This is a genomic window from Paeniglutamicibacter sulfureus, assembly GCF_039535115.1.
Taxonomy (GTDB): domain Bacteria; phylum Actinomycetota; class Actinomycetes; order Actinomycetales; family Micrococcaceae; genus Paeniglutamicibacter; species Paeniglutamicibacter sulfureus.
The window spans coordinates 2990940-3011253 of record NZ_BAAAWO010000001.1; the positions used below are offsets into that span (position 1 = coordinate 2990940).

Here is a 20314-nt window from a genome sequence, read left to right on the forward strand (position 1 = left end):
CCCCGGCATCTCGCCGTCGGCGAACATTGCCCCGCCGGAATCACGCCCGGGAATATCCTGTTGGCATCCGCGTTAACTTGAGCCAAGGGCACTCAAGTATCCAATAGGAGGAAACATGCCAGCATTCTTTGGCCCATCCGGCGCCGGCAACGGCTCTTTCGAGGATTTCCTGGCGCGCTACCTGCAAGGCCAGCGCACCAGCCGCTTCGGGCGCCCCGTCGACATCACCCGACTGCTCAGCCGCCACACGCACGAGGTACTGACCCGTGCCGCGCAATTCGCCGTTGAACACGGCCACCCCGACATCGACGCGCTGCACTTGCTGCGCGTGATGCTCGAGATCGAGCCCGTCGACGAGGCCCTGCGCCGCTCCGGGGCCGACGCCGGGGCGATTGCCCGCGACGCCGAACAGCGCTTGCCCGAAACCGGGCCGCGACACTCCGAATCCGCTCCCGCGCTGACCCCATCGGCCCAGCGCGCCCTGCTCGACGCCTACCAGGTCGCCCGCGCCTTCGGCTCAACCTACATCGATCCCGAACACCTGTTCCTGGCATTCGTGCTCAACACCGAATCCCCGGCCGGGCAGGTGCTCGGCGCCGCCGGAGTCACTCCACAGACCCTGCAGGCCGCCGCCGAGGGTGCCGATCAACAACGCTCCGGTTCCGCTCCGACCCAGCGGAAATCCGCCGAGGCCAACCAGCCCGCCAAGGGTGAGACGCCATTGTTGGAGAAATTCGGCATGGACCTGACCGCCCGGGCCGCCGAGGACGGGCTGGACCCGGTGATCGGCCGCACGCAGGAGATCGAGCAGACCATCGAGATCCTGGCCCGGCGCACGAAGAACAACCCGGTGCTGATCGGCGAGGCCGGCGTCGGGAAAACCGCCGTTGTCGAGGGCCTCGCCCGCGCCATCGTCGCCGGCGAGGTGCCGGATCAGCTGGCAGGCAAGCGCATCATCGCGCTCGACTTGCCGGCCATGGTCGCCGGCACCCGCTACCGCGGCGACTTCGAGGAGCGCCTGACCCAGACCATGGACGAGATCGCCGCGCAGGACGGGGAGGTGATCGTCTTCATCGACGAGCTGCACACCGTGGTCGGCGCCGGCTCAGGCGGCGAGGGCTCCATGGATGCCGGCAACATCCTCAAGCCACGGCTGGCCCGCGGCGAGCTTCACCTCATCGGCGCCACCACGCTGGCCGAATACCGCAAGGTCGAGAAGGATCCCGCCTTGGAACGCCGCTTCCAGCCTGTGACCATCGGCGAGCCCTCCCTTGAGGACGCCGTAACGATCCTGCACGGATTGAAGGAAAGGTACGCGCAGCACCACCGGGTCACCTACACCGACGAGGCGATCCGCGCCGCGGTGGAAATGTCGGCCCGCTACGTGACCGACAGGTTCCTGCCGGACAAGGCCATCGACCTGATCGATACCGCGGGTGCCCGGCTGGGCCTCAAGCGCGGACCGGGCATCGACACCGTGGCGCTGAAGTCGCGGATAGCCGAGCTCGCAGCCGCCAAGGACCGCGCGGTGGCAGAGGAACGCTACGAGGACGCTTCGCGTTTGCGCGACGAGGCCGAGGAAATCTCTGCCCGGCTGGCCGAGACCGAGGAGTCCGGCACCGGCACCGCCGACACGGTGGTCGACGAAGCCCAGATCGCCGAGGTCATCGCCCGCGCCACCGGCATCCCCGCCGCGCGGCTGACGGAGGACGACAAGGAACGCCTGGCCCGTCTGGAGGACGAGCTCCACGACAGGGTCGTCGGGCAGGACGATGCTGTGGCTGCCGTTGCCAAGGCGGTTCGCCGCTCCCGCACCGGGATGGGCGACGAAAACCGCCCGGTCGGCAGCTTCCTCTTCCTGGGCCCCACGGGTGTGGGCAAGACGGAGCTGGCCAAGGCGCTGGCGGCCTCGCTCTTCGGCGACGAGTCCGCCATGGTGCGCTTCGACATGAGCGAGTTCGGCGAGCGCCACACGGTCTCGCGGCTGGTCGGCGCCCCTCCGGGATACGTCGGCTACGACGAGGCGGGGCAACTGACCGAACGCGTCCGGCGTCGCCCCTACTCGGTCGTGTTGCTGGACGAGGTGGAGAAGGCGCACCCCGACGTGTTCAACCTGCTGCTGCAGGTGCTCGACGACGGCCGTCTCACCGACGGGCAGGGCCGCACCGTCGACTTCCGCAACACCGTCATCATCATGACCTCCAACCTGGGATCCGAGTTCCTGGCGAGCCGAGGCGCCCCGCTGGGCTTCGGTAGCGATTCCGGCACCGGCTCCGAGCGCGAGCTGCGCGCAAAGGTCATGGGCCGGCTGCGTGAGACCATGCGTCCGGAGTTCCTGAACAGGATCGACGAGACGGTGCTCTTCCGCAAGCTGGAGGCGGAGCAGCTGCGCGGGATCGTGCGGCTGCAGTTGCGCCGCACCGAGGCCCGGCTTGCCGCCAACGGCATCGGCCTCGAGGTGGACGAGGCGGCTGTCGCCTGGATCGCCGCCGAAGGCCACGAGCCGGAGTTCGGCGCCCGCCCGCTGCGCCGGGTCATCCAGCGCGAGCTCGACGACAAGGTCGCGGACCTGTTGGTTACCGACGAGTTGGCCGCGGGAGGCACCGTGACGGTGACAGCCGACGAATCGGGCCTACAGGTTTCGGCAGGCCGGGAAGCTGCACTCGCGGCGTAGCCGGGAAGGAAGCCAGAGGGGGCGGGAAGAATTTCCCGCCCCCTCTGTCGCGTCTTCGGCCCGTGCTGGATTGTGTGGGGGCTGGGGAGCCCCACACAGGCAGAAACCTTGGGGGTTAAATGTCGCGCAAGAAAAGATGGGAGCGCAGTTCCGGGCGTGTTCGCCGCACATGGAACCTCGGACTGGTCATCGCCCTTCTCGCGCGGCTCTACCTGCGCGGCCCGACAGTGGAGGGGCCAAGCAAGGAACGGAACAGGTACCGGCCCGCGTGCCGCAGCTCTGAGTCGGCGCCGACTGTTGAATGGCCTAGGTGTCGCGTAGCTGGTCCAGCGCCGCCTTCAGGCGGGTATCGGCATCGGCGGCTACCTCGCGAATGGCAGGGTTCCCACTAATGCGGGACAGGACCTGCGCGTCAATGGTCTCTATCGTGGTTTCGGTCGCGTCCAGTGCCCTGCGGACCACCACGTTGCACGGCAACAAGGCCCCAAGTTCGGGTTCGGTGAGCAATCCCCGATTGGCCAGATGCGGATTGCAGGCCCCAAGTATCAGGTAGTCGCCGATCCGGTCGGCCGATTCGGCGCTGATCTTTGCCGTCAGGACGGCACGCACATCGATTTCGGTCAGCACCCCAAAGCCCTGGCGCCCCAGTGCATCCTTGGTGCGGGCCACTGCTTCCTCCCAGTCCAGCGAAACGGTGATGCTGTGCGTGTAGCCCATGTCAGTGGTCCTCTCGCTCCCCCCAGCGCCGTGCGCGTCGGGTTGCCGGTGTTTGCGGCCCAGCCTAGCCGCGATCCAAGACGCTGTCTGCCCCTCGGCCAACAATCACCACGCCTGGCACTGCTTGGGGGTTGTTCTATTCATGGCACCTGTCCCGTGGCGGTCTTTCGTTCCACAGGCACGAAGGTGTCCCTGGGTCCAGGGTTGCACATTAGCCAGAAATCGTAGTCGAACCGTCGGTTCGGGTCCCCCACGACGAACCATGCAGCCATGATCCGCCGACATTCAAGAGCGTTGGTGCCATTGCGCCATAAGGCAAACCTGGCAGCGACATTGATTTGGTGGGGCGATGCAGCACGTCCCACCCCCAAGCATTCATAGTGATCCATAGCTTCTCCCCCAAGGAAACGCCCGACAGTCCCCCAAACCTATGCTCCACCTGGCGAACCAGGCAAGGGATGCGTGAAAACATCGCACAACAGGCGAGCATCTGGGAACCGCCGGACCCTTTCCGGCCTATCGAGGTTGCGATGAACCGAGCTCAGGCGTGAAGGGACTTGAGGCCAACAACGCCGCCAATGATCATCAGCAGAAAGAGCACTTTCAGGATCGAGATCGTCTCGGTGCCAGTGGCCATCGCGTAAACGACCGTCAGCGTCGCACCGATTCCGACCCATACCGCATAGGCGGTACCGAGTGGCAGTTCCTTCATCGCATAGGCCAGGCCGGCCATGCTCAACACCAGTCCCACGGCGAATACAACGGTAGGAACCAACCGGCTTAACCCTTCGGATTTACCCAACGCGGTGGCCCAAACGGCTTCGAGAACACCGGAAACAATGAGAATAAACCAAGACATGACTGACTCCTCGCGGGCCGTCTTGTCGCACACCGGGTACGGCACCCATCGTCCGGAACCCCTGTCATGAGGCTTCTTCCCAGATTTTCACACATCGCAGCCCCGAGGCAAGGCGGACGTCGAGCCGGAACGCCCACCTCAACAGGGCTCCCCGCGGTCACCGCATGTTTACCGGCGCGCCATCTTCGGTTGGTGAGCGTCGGGGAGGATGGGTTCGCGCGCCGCTCCCCCGGCCGCGCCAATCCAACACCGCACCGTGAGGCAAAACATGAAGAAGTCCCTGTCCGCTGCCCTGGCACTTGCCGTTCTGGCCACGCCCCTGCTGGCCACGCCGGCCGGCGCCACCACAGCATCGGCCAACAGCACCGTCGGCACCCGCGACGCCCAGCCCGGCTTCCGAGTTCTGCCCTACCTGCAGAACCCGAAGCCGGATGCCATGACCATCAGCTGGATCAGCGAAACCGCCGACCCGGGAACCCTGAGCTTCACCGGTCCGGGCATCGGCAACGGCAAGGGCAAGGGCGCGGGCAACCAACGGGTGCTCACCTCGACCCCGAAGTACATGCCGCTGATGGAATACACCCAGAAGGAACTGGACCAAAGCATCAGCGGCCTGGTGAAGGGTTCCTGGCTCAAGGCCAACACCAACTACAAGCACACGCTCACCGTCGAGGGACTGAAGGCCGGCAAGGACTACGACTACACGGTGGACCAGGGCGGCAAGCGCCATGAGGGCACCTTCACCACCGCACCCGACGCCGAGTCCTGGGAAGACCTGCGGCTGATCGCGTTCTCTGACTCCGAGACCGAACCCACGGGCCGCGTCGAGCACCGCGAGTGGGAACTGAACCCGGTCAACGGCTACACGCCCGACTCCGAACAGCGTCCCGGAAGCGATTCCGTCTGGGCGCAGAAGTTCGGCTCCACCACCCGCTACGGCGACTTCACGCTTCGCTACCCGCTCAGCCAGGACACCGCGATGCGCGAGAACATGGCGGCGATCGAGGCGGCCGACCCGGATTTGATGCTCATCGCAGGCGACCTGGTCCAGGGCGCGGGCTACCAGCCTGCCTGGGACGAATTCTTTGGCTACTTCGCCGGCGAACACGGCGACCTTGCCTCCAACGTCCCGCTGGTGACGGCGCTGGGCAACTGGGAGACCTATGCGGGGATCAACGGCGGCTACGGCTCGCCCGCCGACCAGTCGCCCGCGGTCATTTCCCGGAACAAGTACCTCTCCTACTTCGACAACGACGGGGACGCCGCCAACCCGGCGGCCAAGGGCTCCTACTACCGCACCGACCACGGGCCGGTGACGGTGCTGACCCTGGACTCGACCAATGGCGAACCGGACGAGAACACCAAGACCGGCACCCTCTCCGGCGAACCCTTCTCCGGGGACGATTCCAACCTCACGGCGGAGAACCTCTCCACCGACACCCAGGGCGAGTTCACCGACGCCGACTACGACAAGGCCTACACCGAACTCTTCGCTGGCACCACCGCGGAGGATTCCGACCTGCCCAACATGTCGGTCGGCGGCGAACAGTGGAAGTGGGCCGAGAAGCAGCTGGCCGAGGCCCGCGAACAGGGACAGATCGTGATCGTCCAGTTCCACCACGCCGCCTACTCCTCGGGCGTGCACGGAACGCCGCCGAACCACGAACACGCTGACAACCAGTCCGGCACCGCAATGCGCGCCTACTCCCCGCTCTTTGAGAAGTACGGGGTGGCCACGGTGCTCTCCGGCCACGACGAGATGTTCGAGCGCTCCTGGGTCGACGGCGACGGCGACGGGCAGGGCTTCCACTCCTACGACGTGGGCGTCGCCTCCGACGGGCTGCGCGGCGAGCAGCAGGTGAAAAACGAGAAGGGCGAGTACGAGCCGCTGCGCTTCAACACCCACTCGAAGTGGTCCGCCGCGGCCAACCAGCCCGAGACCTGGGCCACCGACGAGAACGGAACCCCGCAGCTTCTTGACGGCGGCCTGCACTACGGCCACCTGCAGATCGACATCACCCGGCAGGGCGACGGGGCGAAGATCAAGCTCAGCCCCATCTACCTCTTCCCGATCTTGGACGAGGACTACAACCTGGTCAAGACCGAACGCCGCGTCTACGACGACGTCGTGGAATTCGCCGTCGGCGCCGACGGAACCGCCAAGAAGTAGTCAGACGAAGCAAGGGAGCCCCGGCGGGATCCGGCACTGGCCGCATTGCGAGAAGAGGGCGTCGTGGGGCTTTCTGTCGTTTCAGTGAGATGATCGAAGGGGCCCAATGGGGTCCCTTGCGGAGAATGAATGTGGGGGGGAAATGGTAGGGAAGAGAACGCCGATAGAGCGGGCTGTCTGGCTGGCGAGCGGGGGCCCCATGCGTGACCACGAAGAGCGCATGCAGCGCATACTGAAACTGTCTAGCGGAAACCTCGCCAGTGAGGCCGTGGCGAAGACGAGCATCGAGGCAATGGGCGACCTGTTGCAACGAGTCGAAACGATGACCACTGTCAACTCCAATGACATAGTGGCCACCGCCGACAGGCTTCTCCGGCGAGTCGCCGATCAGTCGAACCTGACCCCAAAAGCCATAGCTAACATGGAGGCCGCGCTGGAGCGGGCCACAAGGGTAACCTCTATGGCTGCACTCGAACGCCTACAGGGGAACCTCGACTCCAGCCGACTGGTGAAGTCCTCGCTCTTCTTGGACAACTCTCGAATGTACGAGCGCCTGGTCACCGGAGTGCTCGCGGCGTACGTGAAGCAAGGCGGCCTCGCTTTGGCGATCGAGACCGCCACGCGCCTGGCGGAGCGAGAGGCTGGGGCCGAGGTTGATGAGGGCGTCTTCGTTGAGGCCGAGGAGCTGGCCGCAGATGAGAAGCGTGTTGGCGAGGTCATCGGCATCAAGGACTTCTCCTGGGAGTCCGAGTCTGATCTCGAAGCTCTGGACTCCCTGGGGGAGCAGATCAGGGTGGGGGGAGGTTGGCAGGCCGACTTCATAGCTCGCGTGACCGAGCTCTGGATCGGGCGGGGCTTCGCGACATCCAACGCACCCCGAGGCTGGACCGTCGAGCGACTCGGCACCCTGGTAACCGCACTCTCTCTCATGACCCTCTACGTCGTCGGCATTCCGGCAGTCGAACGTGCTGCCGCAGAGGCGGCTCCCGTGGCGCAGGTCGTTGCGAAGGGAGCCGCGGATGCTGCCGTAGCTTCGGTCGAGCTTGCCGGAGAGGCGTGGCGGGGTGCTGAGAAGGTGGCCGATGTTGTTCGGGAAGATTTCTACGTCCCGGCCAACGAGTGGTGGGGCGAGCTCGGGCTCCTCAAAGACATGGTCGAGTTTGGGTCGGGCGCATGGGTCGGGGCCCGCAGGCCCCGAGAGCCGCGGAAGTTGAAGAAGTCGAAGCAGCCGCGGCGCGCCGCGAGGCGCTCTAGCCCAGCACTCCGCAGCGGTGTTCTGGCGAAGCGTCGTCGCCAGCGCTAGCCACAACGCAAAAGAGCCCCAGGGCAACCTCCACTCGCGCCGGGGCTTCGTCGTGGTTGCCTTCCGGCTGAAGAGCAAGCCACCCCGGAATCTACTCGCCTACAGGCCGGGTGCGACCTGCTCACGGACCTGCTTGCGCAGGATCTTGCCGAGCATCGAGCGCGGCATCGCCTCGATGGCCACGATCCGCTTGGGCACCTTGTAGCCCGCCAGCTGTCCGCGGCAGTGCTCGCGCAGGCCTTCCTCGTCCAGTTCTGTCCCGGGCTCGAGTTCCACGGCGGCAACCACCATTTCCCTGCCGCGTTCCAACGCCTTGCCGAACGCGGCTGCGTCGCGCACGTCCGGGTGGGCGCGCAGCACGGACTCGACCTCGGTGGGTGAGACGTTGAAGCCGCCGGTGATGATCAGTTCCTTGGCCCGGTCCACGATCGTGGTGAAGCCCTCGGCATCAACCGTCACCACGTCCCCGGTGCGCAACCAGCCGTCGGCGGTGAGCGTCTTGGCAGTCTCCTCCGGGTTGTTCCAATAACCGGCGAACACCTGTGGGCCTTTTAGCAGCAACTCGCCGGGCTCGCCCTGGGCCACCTCGATCGACGGGTCATCCAAGTCCACGACCTTCATGCCCGTCGAGGGGAACGGCACCCCGATGGTCCCGGTGCGCCGGGTCGGGTGGAAGGGGTTGCCCAGGGCCACCGGGGAGGACTCGGTCATCCCGTAGCCCTCCACCAACAGACCTCCCGAAACCGACTCCCACAGCTCTACGACTGAATCGGGCAGGTTCATGGCCCCGGAAATGCAGTACTTGGCCGAGCGCAGCGACACGCCCTTGGCCTTCGCAGCCATGGCCGTGCGCTCGTAGATCGGCGGGACGGCGCAGTACACGGTGGCCGGTGACTTCTTCATGGCCTGAAGCACCAGGTCGGGGTCGAACTTGGGGAAGAGCACCAGCAGGCCCTGCTTTTTCACGCCGAAGGTCAGGTACAGGGTCATGCCGAACGCGTGGAACATCGGCAGGATCGCGTAGAGAATCTCCTGGCGTTCCCGCGCCCCGGCCATCCAGGCCTCGCCCTGCAGGGCGTTGGAGTACAGGTTGAAGTGGGTGAGCATCGCACCCTTGGGCCTTCCCGTGGTCCCGGAGGTGTATTGGATGACCGCGAGGTCCTCCACGCCCGGGCGCGGATGGGCGGCATCGATCCGCTCGGCCTTGAGCAGGTCCTTGAAGGCCATGGTCCCGGGGGCGGGCGCGGTCAGCGCGGCCTTGGAGGCGCGGAGCTTCTTCACTGGCAGGTTAAGCGCCATGCGCTTCACGGCCGGGAAGGCTTCGAGCAGGTTCACCGAGACCACGGTGTCGATGCGCATGTCCTTCGGGAACTGACGCACCGATTCGGCCGCCTTGTCCCAGGCGATGACGACGCGGGCCTGGTGGTCCTCAAATTGGTGGCGCAGTTCGCGCGAGGTGTAGAGCGGGTTGTGCTCAACGACCACCGCGCCCAGCCGCAGCACCGCATAGAAGGCAATAACGTGTTGCGGGCAGTTGGGCAGGATCAGCGCGACCCGGTCCCCGGCGCGAACGCCGAGCCGGCGCAGGCCCTCGGCGGCGCGTTCCACCTGCTCGCCGAGCTCGCGGTAGCTGGTGCGCTTCCCGAAGAACTCGGTGGCGGGACTGTCCCCGGCCTCGGCGACGGAACGCTCGAACATCGCGCTCAGGGATTCGGTGGGCAGCTCGATCTCGGCCGGGACGCCCGGCTGGTAGTTCTTGGTCCAGGGGTGCGCGGCGGTGTTCTCCATGGTTCCATCATGCCGCTTCTCACGGCAGGGGAACGACCTGGCGGATTCTCAGGCGTCGGCGAAGATGGCGAAGGGCGGGGTTTCCAGGCCGTCGGCGAGCGCCTCGGCGGGGTCGGTGCCCAGCGCGCGGATGGCGTTGTGTTCGTCCACGTGCACCACGGAGGGCTTGAAGGCGCGGGCCTCGGCGTTGGTCATGGAGGCGTAGGTGATGATGATGACCAGGTCCCCCACGTTGACCAGGTGGGCGGCGGCGCCGTTGATGCCGATGACCCCCGAACCGCGCTCCCCGGCAATCGTGTAGGTCTCCAGCCGGGCGCCGTTGGTGACGTCCACGATCGAGACCAGTTCCCCGGGAAGGATGTCAGCCGCGTCCAAAAGGTCGGCGTCGATGGTGATGGATCCGACGTAGTGCAGGTCCGCGTGCGTGACCGTGGCGCGGTGGATCTTGGACTTGAACATGGTGCGCTGCATAGGGGGGATCTCCTGGAAGGGGGTTGTGCTGGGGGCGACATTCATCCTTGGATGCCATCCCCGGGCCACCGGCTTGGTGCAGTGAGTGTTCCGGCGCCTAAGACATTGTAGACGCGCCGGCTTCCGGTTGTCTGTGACGTACTTGGAGTCAGGGAACCGCGTTCGTGGCTAACCATCGGATGCCTGACTCGGAACCGGACCGTCGCGGCGGCACCCGGGCACACCCTGCCAGTACACGCCTCGGCAGGGCCTCCCTCAGCGATTGCCCATGATGATTTGATTGACTGGGACGGATCGACGCACCACGTGGTGCGGACCGCAATCCTGTCGTCTCGCGGCAGGCGGTCTTGCGCCCCTTCGGACCCGACCCGCAGTGAAACGTTCCTATCGCAAAACGGAGAACCATGCTTCAAGTCAACGCCTACGCCGCACCGTCCGCCACGAAAGACCTCGTTCCCACCCTCATCGACCGCCGCGAGGTCGGGGCGCACGATGTGCTGATCAGTATCAAGTACTCCGGGATCTGCCACTCGGACATTCACACCGTCCGCGGGGAATGGGGCGAACAGCAGTACCCGCTGGTCCCGGGCCACGAGATCACCGGAATCGTCACCGAGGTCGGAGCCTCGGTGACCCGGCATGCAGTGGGCGACCGCGTGGGCGTTGGCTGCATGGTCAACTCCTGCCGCGAATGCGTCCACTGCCGCGCCGGCGAGGAGCAGTACTGCCTGTTGGGCAACATCGGGACCTACGGCGCCACGGATGTCGACGGAACCATCACCCAGGGTGGCTACGCCACGGCCGTGGTGGTGAACGAGGACTTCGTGGTGAACATCCCCGCCGCCCTGGAACTCGACGTCGCCGCTCCCCTGCTGTGCGCCGGCATCACCACCTACTCCCCACTGCGCCACTGGGGCGCCGGACCGGGCAAGAAGGTCGCGGTGATTGGTCTGGGCGGACTCGGGCACATGGCGGTCAAGATTGCCCATGCCATGGGCGCGGAGGTCACCGTGCTGTCGCGGACGCTCAAAAAGCAGGAAGACGGCCTGAAGCTGGGTGCCGAGAACTACTTCGCCACGGAAAACCCCGAGACGTTCGAGGTGCTCGCCGGATCCTTCGACCTGATCATCAACACCGTCAGCGCCGGTATCGACATCAGCGCCTTCCTGCAGCTGCTGGCCCTTGACGGCGCGCTGGTCAACGTCGGCGCCCCGGCCGAACCGCTGCCGGTCAACGTGTTTTCACTGATTACCGGCCGGCGCTCGTTTGCCGGTTCGATGATCGGCGGCATCCGCGAGACCCAGGAAATGCTGGACTTCTGCGCCGGGCACCGGATCGCCGCCGAGGTCGAGGTCATCGCGGCCGAGGACATCAACAAGGCCTACGAGCGCGTGCTCGCCTCCGATGTCCACTACCGCTTCGTCATCGACGCGGCAACGCTGGCCTAGGTTCCGCACGGCCTCCCCCGGCGGCGGCACGCGGGCGGATCCCTACCCCCGGTCCAGGCGAACGCCCAGGATGCGGTCGTCGTCGGGGCCGGGGTTGCCCCGCCCGTCGGTGTTGTTGGTGAGAATCCAGAGTTCCCCGTCCGGGGACACTGCCACGTCGCGGATCCTTCCGAACTCGCCGTTGTAGTGTTCGGTGGAAGTGGAGGGGTCGGCGACGGGCACCTGGCGCAGCACCGTACCGCGCAGGTTCGCGATGAACAGCGTCCCGTCCACGTGCACCATGCCGCTGGGGCTCGCGGCACCGGGTTCCCACTGCTGCACGGGGTTGGTGAAGCCCTCCTCGTCGGCGATGCCCTCGACCCGCGGCCAGCCGTAGTTGGCGCCCGGGGTGATGATGTTCAGTTCGTCCCAGGTGTTTTGCCCGAATTCGGCGGCGAACATGGTGCCGTCCTTCGCCCAGGCCAGGCCCTGCGGGTTGCGGTGCCCGTAGCTGTAGACCAGCGAGCCGGGGAACGGATTGTCCGGTGGCACCGCTCCCTCGGCGGTCATCCTGAGGATCTTGCCGCCCAGGGAGTCCAGATCCTGCGCGCTGCCGCCCTCTGAGGCATCGCCCGCCGTGGCGTAGAGCATCCCGTCGGGGCCGAAGGCCAGGCGCCCGCCGTTGTGGACGCCTGCCGCGGGGATTCCCTCCAGAATTGTCTCGGGGCTGCCCAGGGCCAGCGACCCGGGCGCACCGGTCAGCTCGAAGCGCTGGATCCGGTTGCCCCCGGCCGCGGTCGAATACACGTACAGGCGGTCCCGCGAATCGACGGCAAGGCCCAGCAAACCGCCCTCCCCGCCGTGCCGGACGCCGGGGACGGTTCCGATCTCGCGCGTCGTGCCGTCCTCGGCAAGTTCAAGGATGCGGGCGGAGTCGCGTTCGCTGAGAAGCGGGGTTCCGTTGCGGAACACCACCGACCAAGGCGCCTGCAGGCCCGTGGCCACCGCCCGCGGGGTGCCCGCCGGCGCCGGATCCCGGAGCGGTGCCGAGGTGGCCGTCCCGGATGCGGAGAGGGACGGAGAAGGCGGGGGCGTGGAGGGGCCCGGGCCGGTCGGTGGCGCCGGGGTGCAGGCCCCCAGCAGGACGGCGATCCCCAGCCCGGCCGCGAACAGCGAGGCCGCGCGTACATGTTTCATGGTTTTCTCCCGGTAATGGATGCGGACCGTGTGACCGCGAACGGCCCCGTGAGCGCGGTGGTCAAGCCATGGTTGCCCACGCATCGATCCCGCCACTGAGGTGCACCACGTCTCCGTAGCCGGCGGAGCGCAGGGCATCGAGCGCCTGTCCGGAGCGGACCCCGGACTTGCAGTGCAGGATCAGCGGCACGCCGCGGGGAATCCCGTCCAGCGCGGATCCGTCCTTGATTCCCGCGAGGGGCACCAGCACGGACCCGGGGATGCGGGAGATTTCGAATTCCACCGGCTCGCGCACATCGAGCAGCAGGAAGTCCGCTGCCCCCGTATCCCTGGCGGCCAACCGGTCGGCCAGCTCCCCGACCCCGATCAGGGCCTCGTCCGCCTCTTCCCGGTTCCCGGGCGCGGAGATGCCGCAGAAGCTCCCGTAGTCGATGAGTTCGGTGATCGGGGAGGCCTCCGGGTCCCGGGCGATGCGCAGTTCGCGCCAGCGTGCGCCGAGCGCATCGAAGACCAGCAGCCGGCCCAGCAGGGTCTCGCCCACGCCGGTGATGAGCTTGACGGCCTCCGTCACCATCATGGCCCCGATCGAGGCACACAGCATCCCGAAGACACCGCCCTCCGCGCAGGAGGGGACAGTGCCCGCCGCCGGAGGCTCCGGATAGAGATCGCGGTAATTCGGGCCGTGCTTCGCCCAGAAGACGCTCACCTGTCCATCGAAGCGCAGGATCGAACCCCAGACGTAGGGCTTGCCCAGCAGCGCCGCGGCGTCGTTGACCAGATAGCGCGTGGCAAAGTTGTCCGCGCCGTCCAGGATGACGTCGTAGCCGGCGAAGATCTCCAGCACATTGGTCGAATCCAGCCGCACCGGATGCAGCACGATCTCCACCCCGGGGTTGATGGCTGCAATCGATTCGCGGGCGGACTCCAGCTTGGTGCGGCCGATGTCGTGGACCCCGTGGATCACCTGGCGCTGCAAGTTGCTCAGTTCAACGGTGTCGTCATCGACGATCCCCAGCGTTCCCACCCCGGCGGCGGCCAGATACAGCAGCGCGGGCGAGCCCAGGCCGCCGGCGCCGATGACCAGCACCTTGGCGTTGCGCAGCCGGCGCTGTCCCTCGAGCCCGATCTCCGGCATGAGGGCATGGCGGGAGTAGCGTTCGAGTTCCTCGGCGATCAGGGGCGGCCCCGGTTCCACGAGGGGCGGCAACATTGCCATGTTGTTTTCGACGAGCGTCTGACTCAATGAAACCTGCCTTAGGGGGACAAAAGGGACAACAAAAAATGATCTGCCGTTTGCAACCAGAACAATGTTGGTCATCCCCGCGAAACGCTTTTGGGGGATGACCCTTAAGGAGTGGGGCTACTGGCCATCCACGGGAGAGCCGTCGATTTCGCGGCCTTCCTCGGTGCACAGGCATAGCCTGTTGCCCTGCGCATCGGTGGCCACCACAAACCTGGGGGCGGCCTCGGGGTCCAGGGCAGCGCCGGTGGCTTCCAACTCGCTGAGGATGGGCGAACTTTCACTGTGCGGCACCGTGATGTCCAGGTGGAAACGGTTGGCGTTGGGCGTGGCGGTCTTTTGGAACCACAGGGCCGGTCCCCGGCCGAAGGGGTCGGCCAGGCTGCCGTCCTTCTGCCGCTTGTAGCCCAGCGCCGTGCGCCAGGTTTCCGAGATGGCGTCCTCGTCGTCGGTGTCGATGGCGATCTCCACCACGCGCAGCAGTTCAGGCTTGGCCACGGCGCCGGAGTTCTGCGCCTGGGCGGAGATCGACCGGGCCAGCGCCGCATCGCGCGCACTCACCCTGCTTCCTGCATCGTGCGAGGTCAGGGTGATGAACAACGTGTCGTAACGCCAATCAACGTCCGGGTGGTGGTTGGCTTCCTGCGCCAGGGCGCCAATGGTGGAGAACAGCGCCAGGGCGGAGGCCGAGGACTCGCACTTCAACGCTGTGCGCAGTGCACCCATTCCGTAGCGCCACTGCGGCAGTTGCAGCAGATTCGCCTGGACTTGTTCGAGTGTCAGAACGTCTTTTGCGGGCATGGTTCTCTCCTTCGGGTTCCGGTTCTAGAGATCCGGGCGTCCCTCCATGGCGGAGGAGGCCAGGGCGTGCGTGCGCCTGGGGATGCGCCCTGCTTGTGCCGCCAGTCTGCCACCAATGACGGCATGTCTAAAGGCCCGTGCCATGGCCACCGGGTCCTGTGCCCGGGTCACCGCGGAGGCCAGCAGAACCGCGTCGCAGCCCAGCTCCATGGCCAGCGCGGCATCGGAGGCGGTGCCGATTCCGGCATCGAGGATGACGGGGATCGAGGCCCGGGAGACGATCAATTCGATGTTGTGCGGGTTCAGGATCCCCAGCCCGGTCCCGATCGGGGCGCCCAGCGGCATGACGGCCGCGGCCCCGAGCTGTTCGAGGCGCAGGGCAAGCACCGGATCGTCGTTGGTGTAGGCGAAGACCTTGAAGCCGCGCTCCACCAGGGCCTCGGTGGCTTCGACGAGTTCGAGCGCGTCGGGCAGCAGGGTGTGCTCGTCGGCGATCACCTCGAGCTTGACCCAGTCGGTCTCCAGCGCCTCGCGTCCGAGCTCGGCGGTCATGACCGCCTCGCGGGCGGTGAAGCAGCCGGCGGTGTTGGGCAGGACGCGGATGTTGTTCTCGAGCAGGAGGTCAAAGAGGTTGGTGCCGCCGGTGGACCCCGGCCCAGGCGCGCTGTAGCGGCGCATGGCCACCGTGGTCAGCTCAGTGCCCGAGGCCACCAGCGCGGCACCCAGCCCGTCCAGGCTCGGGGCGCCGCCGGTGCCCATGATGAGCCGTGAGCCCAGGGCGATGCCGTCGATGACCAGCGGTTCGGCCTGCGTGAGTGTTTGTGTCATGGTCCTTCGCTTTCTTCCAAGAGGGGCGCGGGGCGGAGGTGCAGGGAGGTGCTTAGCCGCCCTGGACGGCGGTGACGATCTCGATGTCGTCGTGCTGCTCAAGTTCGGTCACCGACCACTGGCTGCGCGGCACGATCCCGGAGTTGCGGGCAACGGCCACGCCCAGGCGTCCGCCGTCGGCGGGCTTGCCGGTGGGCAGCAGCTCGCGGCCGGTGACGTCGGTGACCAGTTCGGCCAGGGTGGTTCCTGCGGCCAGCGGCCGGGGGGCGCCGTTGAGTTGGATGGTGCTCATGCATACTCCTTGGGTTTCAATGCCGGTGAGAACCGGTCGGGTCGGAAGCGGTCCCAGGCGGGGTCGCCGCGGCCGGCGACCAGCTCGAGGACGATGTGGGCGGCGACGGGCGTGAGCAGCACGCCGTGGCGGAAGAATCCGGTGGCGATCAGCAGACCCGGCACATCCGCACCGTCCCCGGCCGCCACGCGTCCGAGCAGCGGCGCGTTGTCGGGTGTGCCGGGGCGGGCGCGGGCGGTGGTTTCGATGAGTTCGAGTTCGGCGACCGCGGGCAGCAGCACCTGCGCGTCGCGCAGCAGCTGGTGCACTCCCCCGGCGCTGACCCCCGGGTTGCCGTCCTCGCGGGCGGTCGCTCCGATGACCACGGTGTCATCCTCGCGCGGGACCACGTAGACCGGCAGCCCGCGCACTATCCCGCGCAGCGTGGCGGTGGTCAGCGGGCGCAGGTGTGCGGGCACGCGCAGCCGAAGGATGTCCCCGTGCACCGGGCGCAGCGGAAGCACCAGGGATTCGGGCAACCCTTCGAAGCCCGCGGCACCCAGGCCGTTGGCGAGGATCGTCTCGCGGGCATGGATCTCGGTGCCGTCGGCAAGCAGCACCCCGGTGACCGGGGAGCGGGAATCGGCGGGGTCCTGGTGCAGCAAGCCCGTCGCCCGGACGCGGACGAGGGTCTTGGACGGTTCGGTCCCGTCACGTTCGCGGCCCACGGCGGCCAGGCGCGTCAGGATGGCTTTGGCCAGGGCCCGCGGGTCGACCTGGTGGTCCTGTGTGATCAAGTGGGCGGCGGAAATGTTCGGCGACAGCATCGGCTCGCGCACCCTGGCTTCCCGGGTGGTCACCCGGTCCACCTGAAGTCCCTGCCGGGTTTGCGCCTCGCGCAGGTCGCCCAGCGCGGCACGGTCGGCGGCGTCGGCACCGAGGGCCAGCGTGGGGGTGGTGCGGTATCCGATGTCCAGGCCGGTCTCGGCGGCCAGGGTCCGGGCAAAGCCGGGCCAGCGGGCGGAAGAAGCCAGGGTAAGGGAAAGCAGGTCCTCTTCCTGGTAGTGCAGCTCGCTGACCGGGGCCAGCATGCCGGCGGCGGCGAAGGTGGCACCGGCGGCAGGGTCCGGGTCGATCAGCGTGATCCGGTGCCCGGCGCGCTGGGCTTCCAGGGCGATGCCCAGGCCGATGATTCCGCCGCCGATGACGACAATGCCGGTGGACAGGGGGTCGGGCACGGTGCACGACATCGAGGTCTCCTTCCCTACGCCGGTATGAGCCGGATCAGGTTCCACGCCGCCCCAGTGTGGGGATGGCGTCTGTCGGTCGGCGCAATCGGCGCCCTCTCAGCCAGCTTTCCTGGCTCCCGCGGTACTGAACTAGTCTATGAGACATGAGCCAGATCACCACCCAAGATGAAGCAGCCCCCGTCTTAAGCGCCCAGGACCTCGCCTCCGCGCGCCTGTACTTGTGCACCGATGCCCGGGCCGACCGCGGGGATTTCGCCGAGTTCCTGCGTGCCGCCTATGCCGGCGGCGTGGATATCATCCAGCTGCGCGACAAGAACCTGGACGCCGGTCAGGAGCTCGAGCTGCTCTATGTGCTGTGCGCAGTGGCCGGCGAATTCGGCAAGCTGTGGTCGGTGAACGACCGCGCCGACCTTGCCATGCTTTCCGGCGCACCGGTGTTCCACGTGGGCCAAAAGGACCTGCCGCTTCCGGGTGTCCGGTCCTTGCTCGGCCCCTCGGCCATCGTGGGGCTGTCCAGCCACGATCCCGAACAGATCACCGCGGCGGCCGCAGACCCGGACACCGACTACTTCTGTGTCGGCCCACTGTGGGCCACCCCGACCAAGCCCGGCCGCGCGGCCGTCGGCCTGGAAATGGTGGAACACGCCGCCACCCTCCAAACATCCAAGCCGTGGTTCGCCATCGGCGGGATTGACCTCTCCAACGTGGATCGGGTCGTTGCCGCCGGCGCCTCGCGCATCGTGGTGGTGCGCGCGATCACCGATGCCGACGACCCGACCGAGGCGGCCCGCGCATTGCTGTCCAGGTTGCCGGAACTCGGCTGACCCCGGACAGCAAAAGGCACCCCCGGGATCTATCATGACCACAACGGAACCCGGGGGTGCTGTGCGAAACGGAGATTTCACCGGGCATTCCTACCAAGGCGAACTTTTGCCACGGGTCATGTCGGGAACGGATTAGTCGGATCCACCATGCGGCCTGCCTGAAAACCAGGTTTCCGTGGTACCGCTGGGCCTGGGCAGCGTCATGAAAGGCGAGTGACCATGCGCAGCGAACATAATGGTTGGAATCGACCCGCCGGACCCACGTGCGGGTCTTGGTCGGGCGGGAGCACTCATGGATGTCAGGCAATTGCGGTATTTCCTGGCGGTTGTCGACCATCAGGGGTTCAACCGGGCCGCCGAAAAACTTCTCATCGCCCAGCCATCCTTGTCGCAAGCGATCAAGGCCTTGGAGCAGGAAGCGGGGGTCCCACTGTTCCACCGAGTGGGCCGCCGGGCGGTGCTCAGCGAAGCGGGCAAGGCCTTGGTGGGGCCGGCGCGGTTGGTGGTCAGGGATCTGGAGGCGGCACAGTCGGCCATGGCTGACGTAAAGGGCGTGCGTAGTGGCCGGCTCGAGCTGGTCGCCATGCCGTCCCCGGGCGTGGAACCGCTGACCACGATGATCGCCACCTACACCCGGTTGCATCCATCGATCACGGTAAGCACGGATGCGGCCTTCACCGTGGATGATGTGGTCTCCTCGGTGCGCGACGGTAGCAGCGAGGTCGGCATTCTGGGATCGGACCGACCGATTAGGGTCCCGGATGTCGATGTCCTGGAACTGGAGCGTCAACCGTTGGTACTGATCGTCAACCCGCAGGAAGATGACTTTGGTGGCCGCGACGTGATTTCCCCGCAAGACCTGGCCGGCCACCGGATGGTGGTTTCCCAGCGCGGTTCGCTCATGCGCTCATTGGTCGACAACATCCTGGCCAGCGGAATCAAGGTGGAGATCGCCGTCGAAGTCGCGCACCGCACCTCGGTGCTGCCGCTGGTGCTGGCCGGGGTGGGCCATTCGGTCATGCCGCTGTCCTGGGCACCTCTGGCACGGCAATCCGGCCTGCGGGTGTTGCACATCGAGCCGGTCTCTGAACTGCATGTGGCCATCCTGAGCCGGCAGTCCAACCTGACGCCCGCAGCCAAAGCCTTCCTTGACGTGGCCCGGGACTACGCGGCATCCCATGACGATCACATTGGATAGGTTCCGCCTATTTGGCGTATGCAATTTCAGTCTTAGACGTATCTCATGACACCCGATCTAATTGAACCCAACGCCGCATGTGATGCGGAGCACTTTCAATTAGGAGTTATTTTATGAGCCAGACCCAGATTTTCAAGATTGCCTCAATTCCCGCCGACGGAGTCGGCAAGGAAGTTGTCGCAGCCGGCCGACGCGTGCTGGACACCGTCGCCGAACAATCAGGCGGCAAGTTCTCCTTCGACTGGACCGAATTCCCGTGGGGTTGCGAATACTACGCAGAGCACGGGGTCATGATGGACCCCAACGGCCTGGAGACCCTGAAGGGCTTTGACTCGATCTACTTCGGCGCCGTGGGCTGGGAAAACGTTCCGGACCACATCAGCCTCTGGGGCCTGCGCCTGAACATCACGCAGAACTTCGACCAGTGGGCCAACATCCGCCCGGTGAAGTTCCTGCCCGGCGTCACCTCCCCACTGCGCAAGGCCGATGACACCGAGCTCGACTGGATCGTCGTGCGCGAAAACAGCGAAGGGGAATACGCCGGACTGGGCGGGCGCAACCTTTCCGGCCGCGGCCCGGGCAACGAGGTCGCCCTGCAGACCGCCCTGTTCACCGAAAAGGGCTGCGAACGCATCATCCGATTCGCCTTCGACCTGGCCCGCACCCGCACCGTGAAAAAGGTTTCCTCGGTCACCAAGTCCAACGCCCAGCAGTACGGCATGGTGTTGTGGGACGAAGTCTTCAACCGCGTGGCCCTGGACTACCCGGACGTGCGCACCGAAAGCGTGCTGGTCGACGCGATGAGCGCCAAGTTCATCCTGAACCCCGAAGACCTCTCGGTCGTCGTGGCCTCGAACCTCAACGCCGACATCCTCTCAGACCTCGGCTCGGCGCTGGCCGGCAGCCTCGGCCTCGCCGCCAGCGCCAACCTGAACCCGGAGCGTCGCTTCCCCTCCATGTTCGAACCGGTCCACGGCACCGCACCGGACATCGCCGACCAGGGCATTTGCAACCCCATCGGGGCCATTGCCAGCGCAGCGTTGATGCTCGACCACTTCGGACTGCCCGAGGAAGCCCGCCGCATCGAGGCCGCCATCGAGGCCGCGACCGGCTCGGGTCACCTCACCCGTGATATCGGGGGTTCCTCGGACACCGAGGCCGTCACCGAGGCCATCGTTGCGGCGCTGAGCAGGAACCTGGCAGCCGTCTAATATCCCGAGCCTTCCCGGAGGCCGGGCGCCATCGGCCGCCCGGCCTCCGGAACTCCCCCGCCGCGAAACGCTTTCCGTTTCCGGC

17 protein-coding genes and 1 riboswitch are annotated in these 20314 nt (G+C 66.7%); of the genes, 7 read left to right on the top strand and 10 right to left on the bottom strand.

All coding sequences use genetic code 11. The features are described from left to right. Positions 1-115: 115 nt before the first annotated feature. Entirely contained in the window at positions 116-2674 is a 2559-nt protein-coding gene (locus ABD687_RS13690; RefSeq protein WP_310290324.1) for an ATP-dependent Clp protease ATP-binding subunit, read from the top strand. Between the two features lie 306 nt (positions 2675-2980). On the opposite strand, the gene ABD687_RS13695 is transcribed toward ABD687_RS13690, so the two are convergent. After that, complete coding sequence (locus tag ABD687_RS13695; protein ID WP_302263638.1) at positions 2981-3391, bottom strand: DUF302 domain-containing protein; 411 nt, start codon at positions 3389-3391, stop codon at positions 2981-2983. Between the two features lie 541 nt (positions 3392-3932). Further along, on the bottom strand, positions 3933-4250 hold the full coding sequence (locus ABD687_RS13700) for a DMT family transporter (RefSeq protein WP_310290319.1): 318 nt from the start codon (positions 4248-4250) through the stop codon (positions 3933-3935). Between the two features lie 11 nt (positions 4251-4261). Continuing rightward, positions 4262-4328: riboswitch (guanidine-III (ykkC-III) riboswitch) on the bottom strand. Positions 4329-4518: 190 nt separating this feature from the next. On the opposite strand from ABD687_RS13700, the gene ABD687_RS13705 reads away from it, so the two are divergent. After that, complete coding sequence (locus ABD687_RS13705) at positions 4519-6420, top strand: metallophosphoesterase family protein (protein ID WP_310290316.1); 1902 nt, start codon at positions 4519-4521, stop codon at positions 6418-6420. 220 nt (positions 6421-6640) lie between these two features. Then, the gene (locus ABD687_RS13710) at positions 6641-7723 is read left to right on the top strand and encodes a hypothetical protein (RefSeq protein WP_310290313.1); all 1083 of its coding nucleotides are present in this window, start codon (positions 6641-6643) and stop codon (positions 7721-7723) included. Positions 7724-7822: 99 nt separating this feature from the next. On the opposite strand, the gene ABD687_RS13715 is transcribed toward ABD687_RS13710, so the two are convergent. Together ABD687_RS13715 and panD are read right to left on the bottom strand one after the other, a co-directional pair. Continuing rightward, complete coding sequence (locus ABD687_RS13715) at positions 7823-9511, bottom strand: long-chain-fatty-acid--CoA ligase (RefSeq protein ID WP_310290311.1); 1689 nt, start codon at positions 9509-9511, stop codon at positions 7823-7825. A 48-nt stretch (positions 9512-9559) separates the two neighbouring features. Then, the gene (panD, locus tag ABD687_RS13720; RefSeq protein WP_264271095.1) at positions 9560-9982 is read right to left on the bottom strand and encodes an aspartate 1-decarboxylase; all 423 of its coding nucleotides are present in this window, start codon (positions 9980-9982) and stop codon (positions 9560-9562) included. Between the two features lie 404 nt (positions 9983-10386). On the opposite strand from panD, the gene ABD687_RS13725 reads away from it, so the two are divergent. Beyond that, complete coding sequence (locus ABD687_RS13725) at positions 10387-11430, top strand: NAD(P)-dependent alcohol dehydrogenase (protein WP_310290309.1); 1044 nt, start codon at positions 10387-10389, stop codon at positions 11428-11430. 42 nt (positions 11431-11472) lie between these two features. Here ABD687_RS13725 and ABD687_RS13730 read toward each other — a convergent pair whose 3' ends face one another. The 6 genes from ABD687_RS13730 to thiO all read right to left on the bottom strand — a co-directional run bounded on the left by ABD687_RS13730 (position 11473) and on the right by thiO (position 16996). Next, positions 11473-12606: a PQQ-dependent sugar dehydrogenase gene (locus ABD687_RS13730; RefSeq protein WP_264271093.1), complete on the bottom strand. Its 1134-nt coding sequence runs from the start codon at positions 12604-12606 to the stop codon at positions 11473-11475. Positions 12607-12667: 61 nt separating this feature from the next. After that, entirely contained in the window at positions 12668-13849 is a 1182-nt protein-coding gene (moeB, locus tag ABD687_RS13735; protein WP_425566749.1) for a molybdopterin-synthase adenylyltransferase MoeB, read from the bottom strand. Between the two features lie 117 nt (positions 13850-13966). Next, positions 13967-14647 (bottom strand): 4a-hydroxytetrahydrobiopterin dehydratase, encoded by a 681-nt coding sequence (locus tag ABD687_RS13740; RefSeq protein ID WP_310290306.1) that lies wholly within the window; start codon positions 14645-14647, stop codon positions 13967-13969. Positions 14648-14671: 24 nt separating this feature from the next. Beyond that, the gene (locus ABD687_RS13745) at positions 14672-15475 is read right to left on the bottom strand and encodes a thiazole synthase (RefSeq protein ID WP_310290304.1); all 804 of its coding nucleotides are present in this window, start codon (positions 15473-15475) and stop codon (positions 14672-14674) included. A gap of 52 nt (positions 15476-15527) precedes the next feature. Then, entirely contained in the window at positions 15528-15767 is a 240-nt protein-coding gene (gene thiS, locus ABD687_RS13750) for a sulfur carrier protein ThiS (RefSeq protein ID WP_302263630.1), read from the bottom strand. Further along, positions 15764-16996, bottom strand: a complete 1233-nt coding sequence (gene thiO, locus ABD687_RS13755; protein ID WP_310290301.1) for a glycine oxidase ThiO — start codon at positions 16994-16996, stop codon at positions 15764-15766. The genes thiS and thiO overlap by 4 nt, the downstream gene beginning before the upstream one ends. Positions 16997-17139: 143 nt before the next feature. Between thiO and thiE the strand changes: the two genes are divergently transcribed. From thiE to ABD687_RS13770, 3 genes are all read left to right on the top strand, one after another. Then, positions 17140-17820 (top strand): thiamine phosphate synthase, encoded by a 681-nt coding sequence (thiE, locus tag ABD687_RS13760; protein ID WP_310290298.1) that lies wholly within the window; start codon positions 17140-17142, stop codon positions 17818-17820. Positions 17821-18112: 292 nt separating this feature from the next. Beyond that, positions 18113-19018: a LysR family transcriptional regulator gene (locus tag ABD687_RS13765; protein ID WP_302263627.1), complete on the top strand. Its 906-nt coding sequence runs from the start codon at positions 18113-18115 to the stop codon at positions 19016-19018. Positions 19019-19131: 113 nt separating this feature from the next. Continuing rightward, positions 19132-20229 carry a tartrate dehydrogenase gene (locus tag ABD687_RS13770; RefSeq protein WP_302263626.1) on the top strand — a complete coding sequence of 366 codons (1098 nt, stop codon included), beginning with the start codon at positions 19132-19134 and terminating at the stop codon, positions 20227-20229. Positions 20230-20314: the final 85 nt, after the last annotated feature.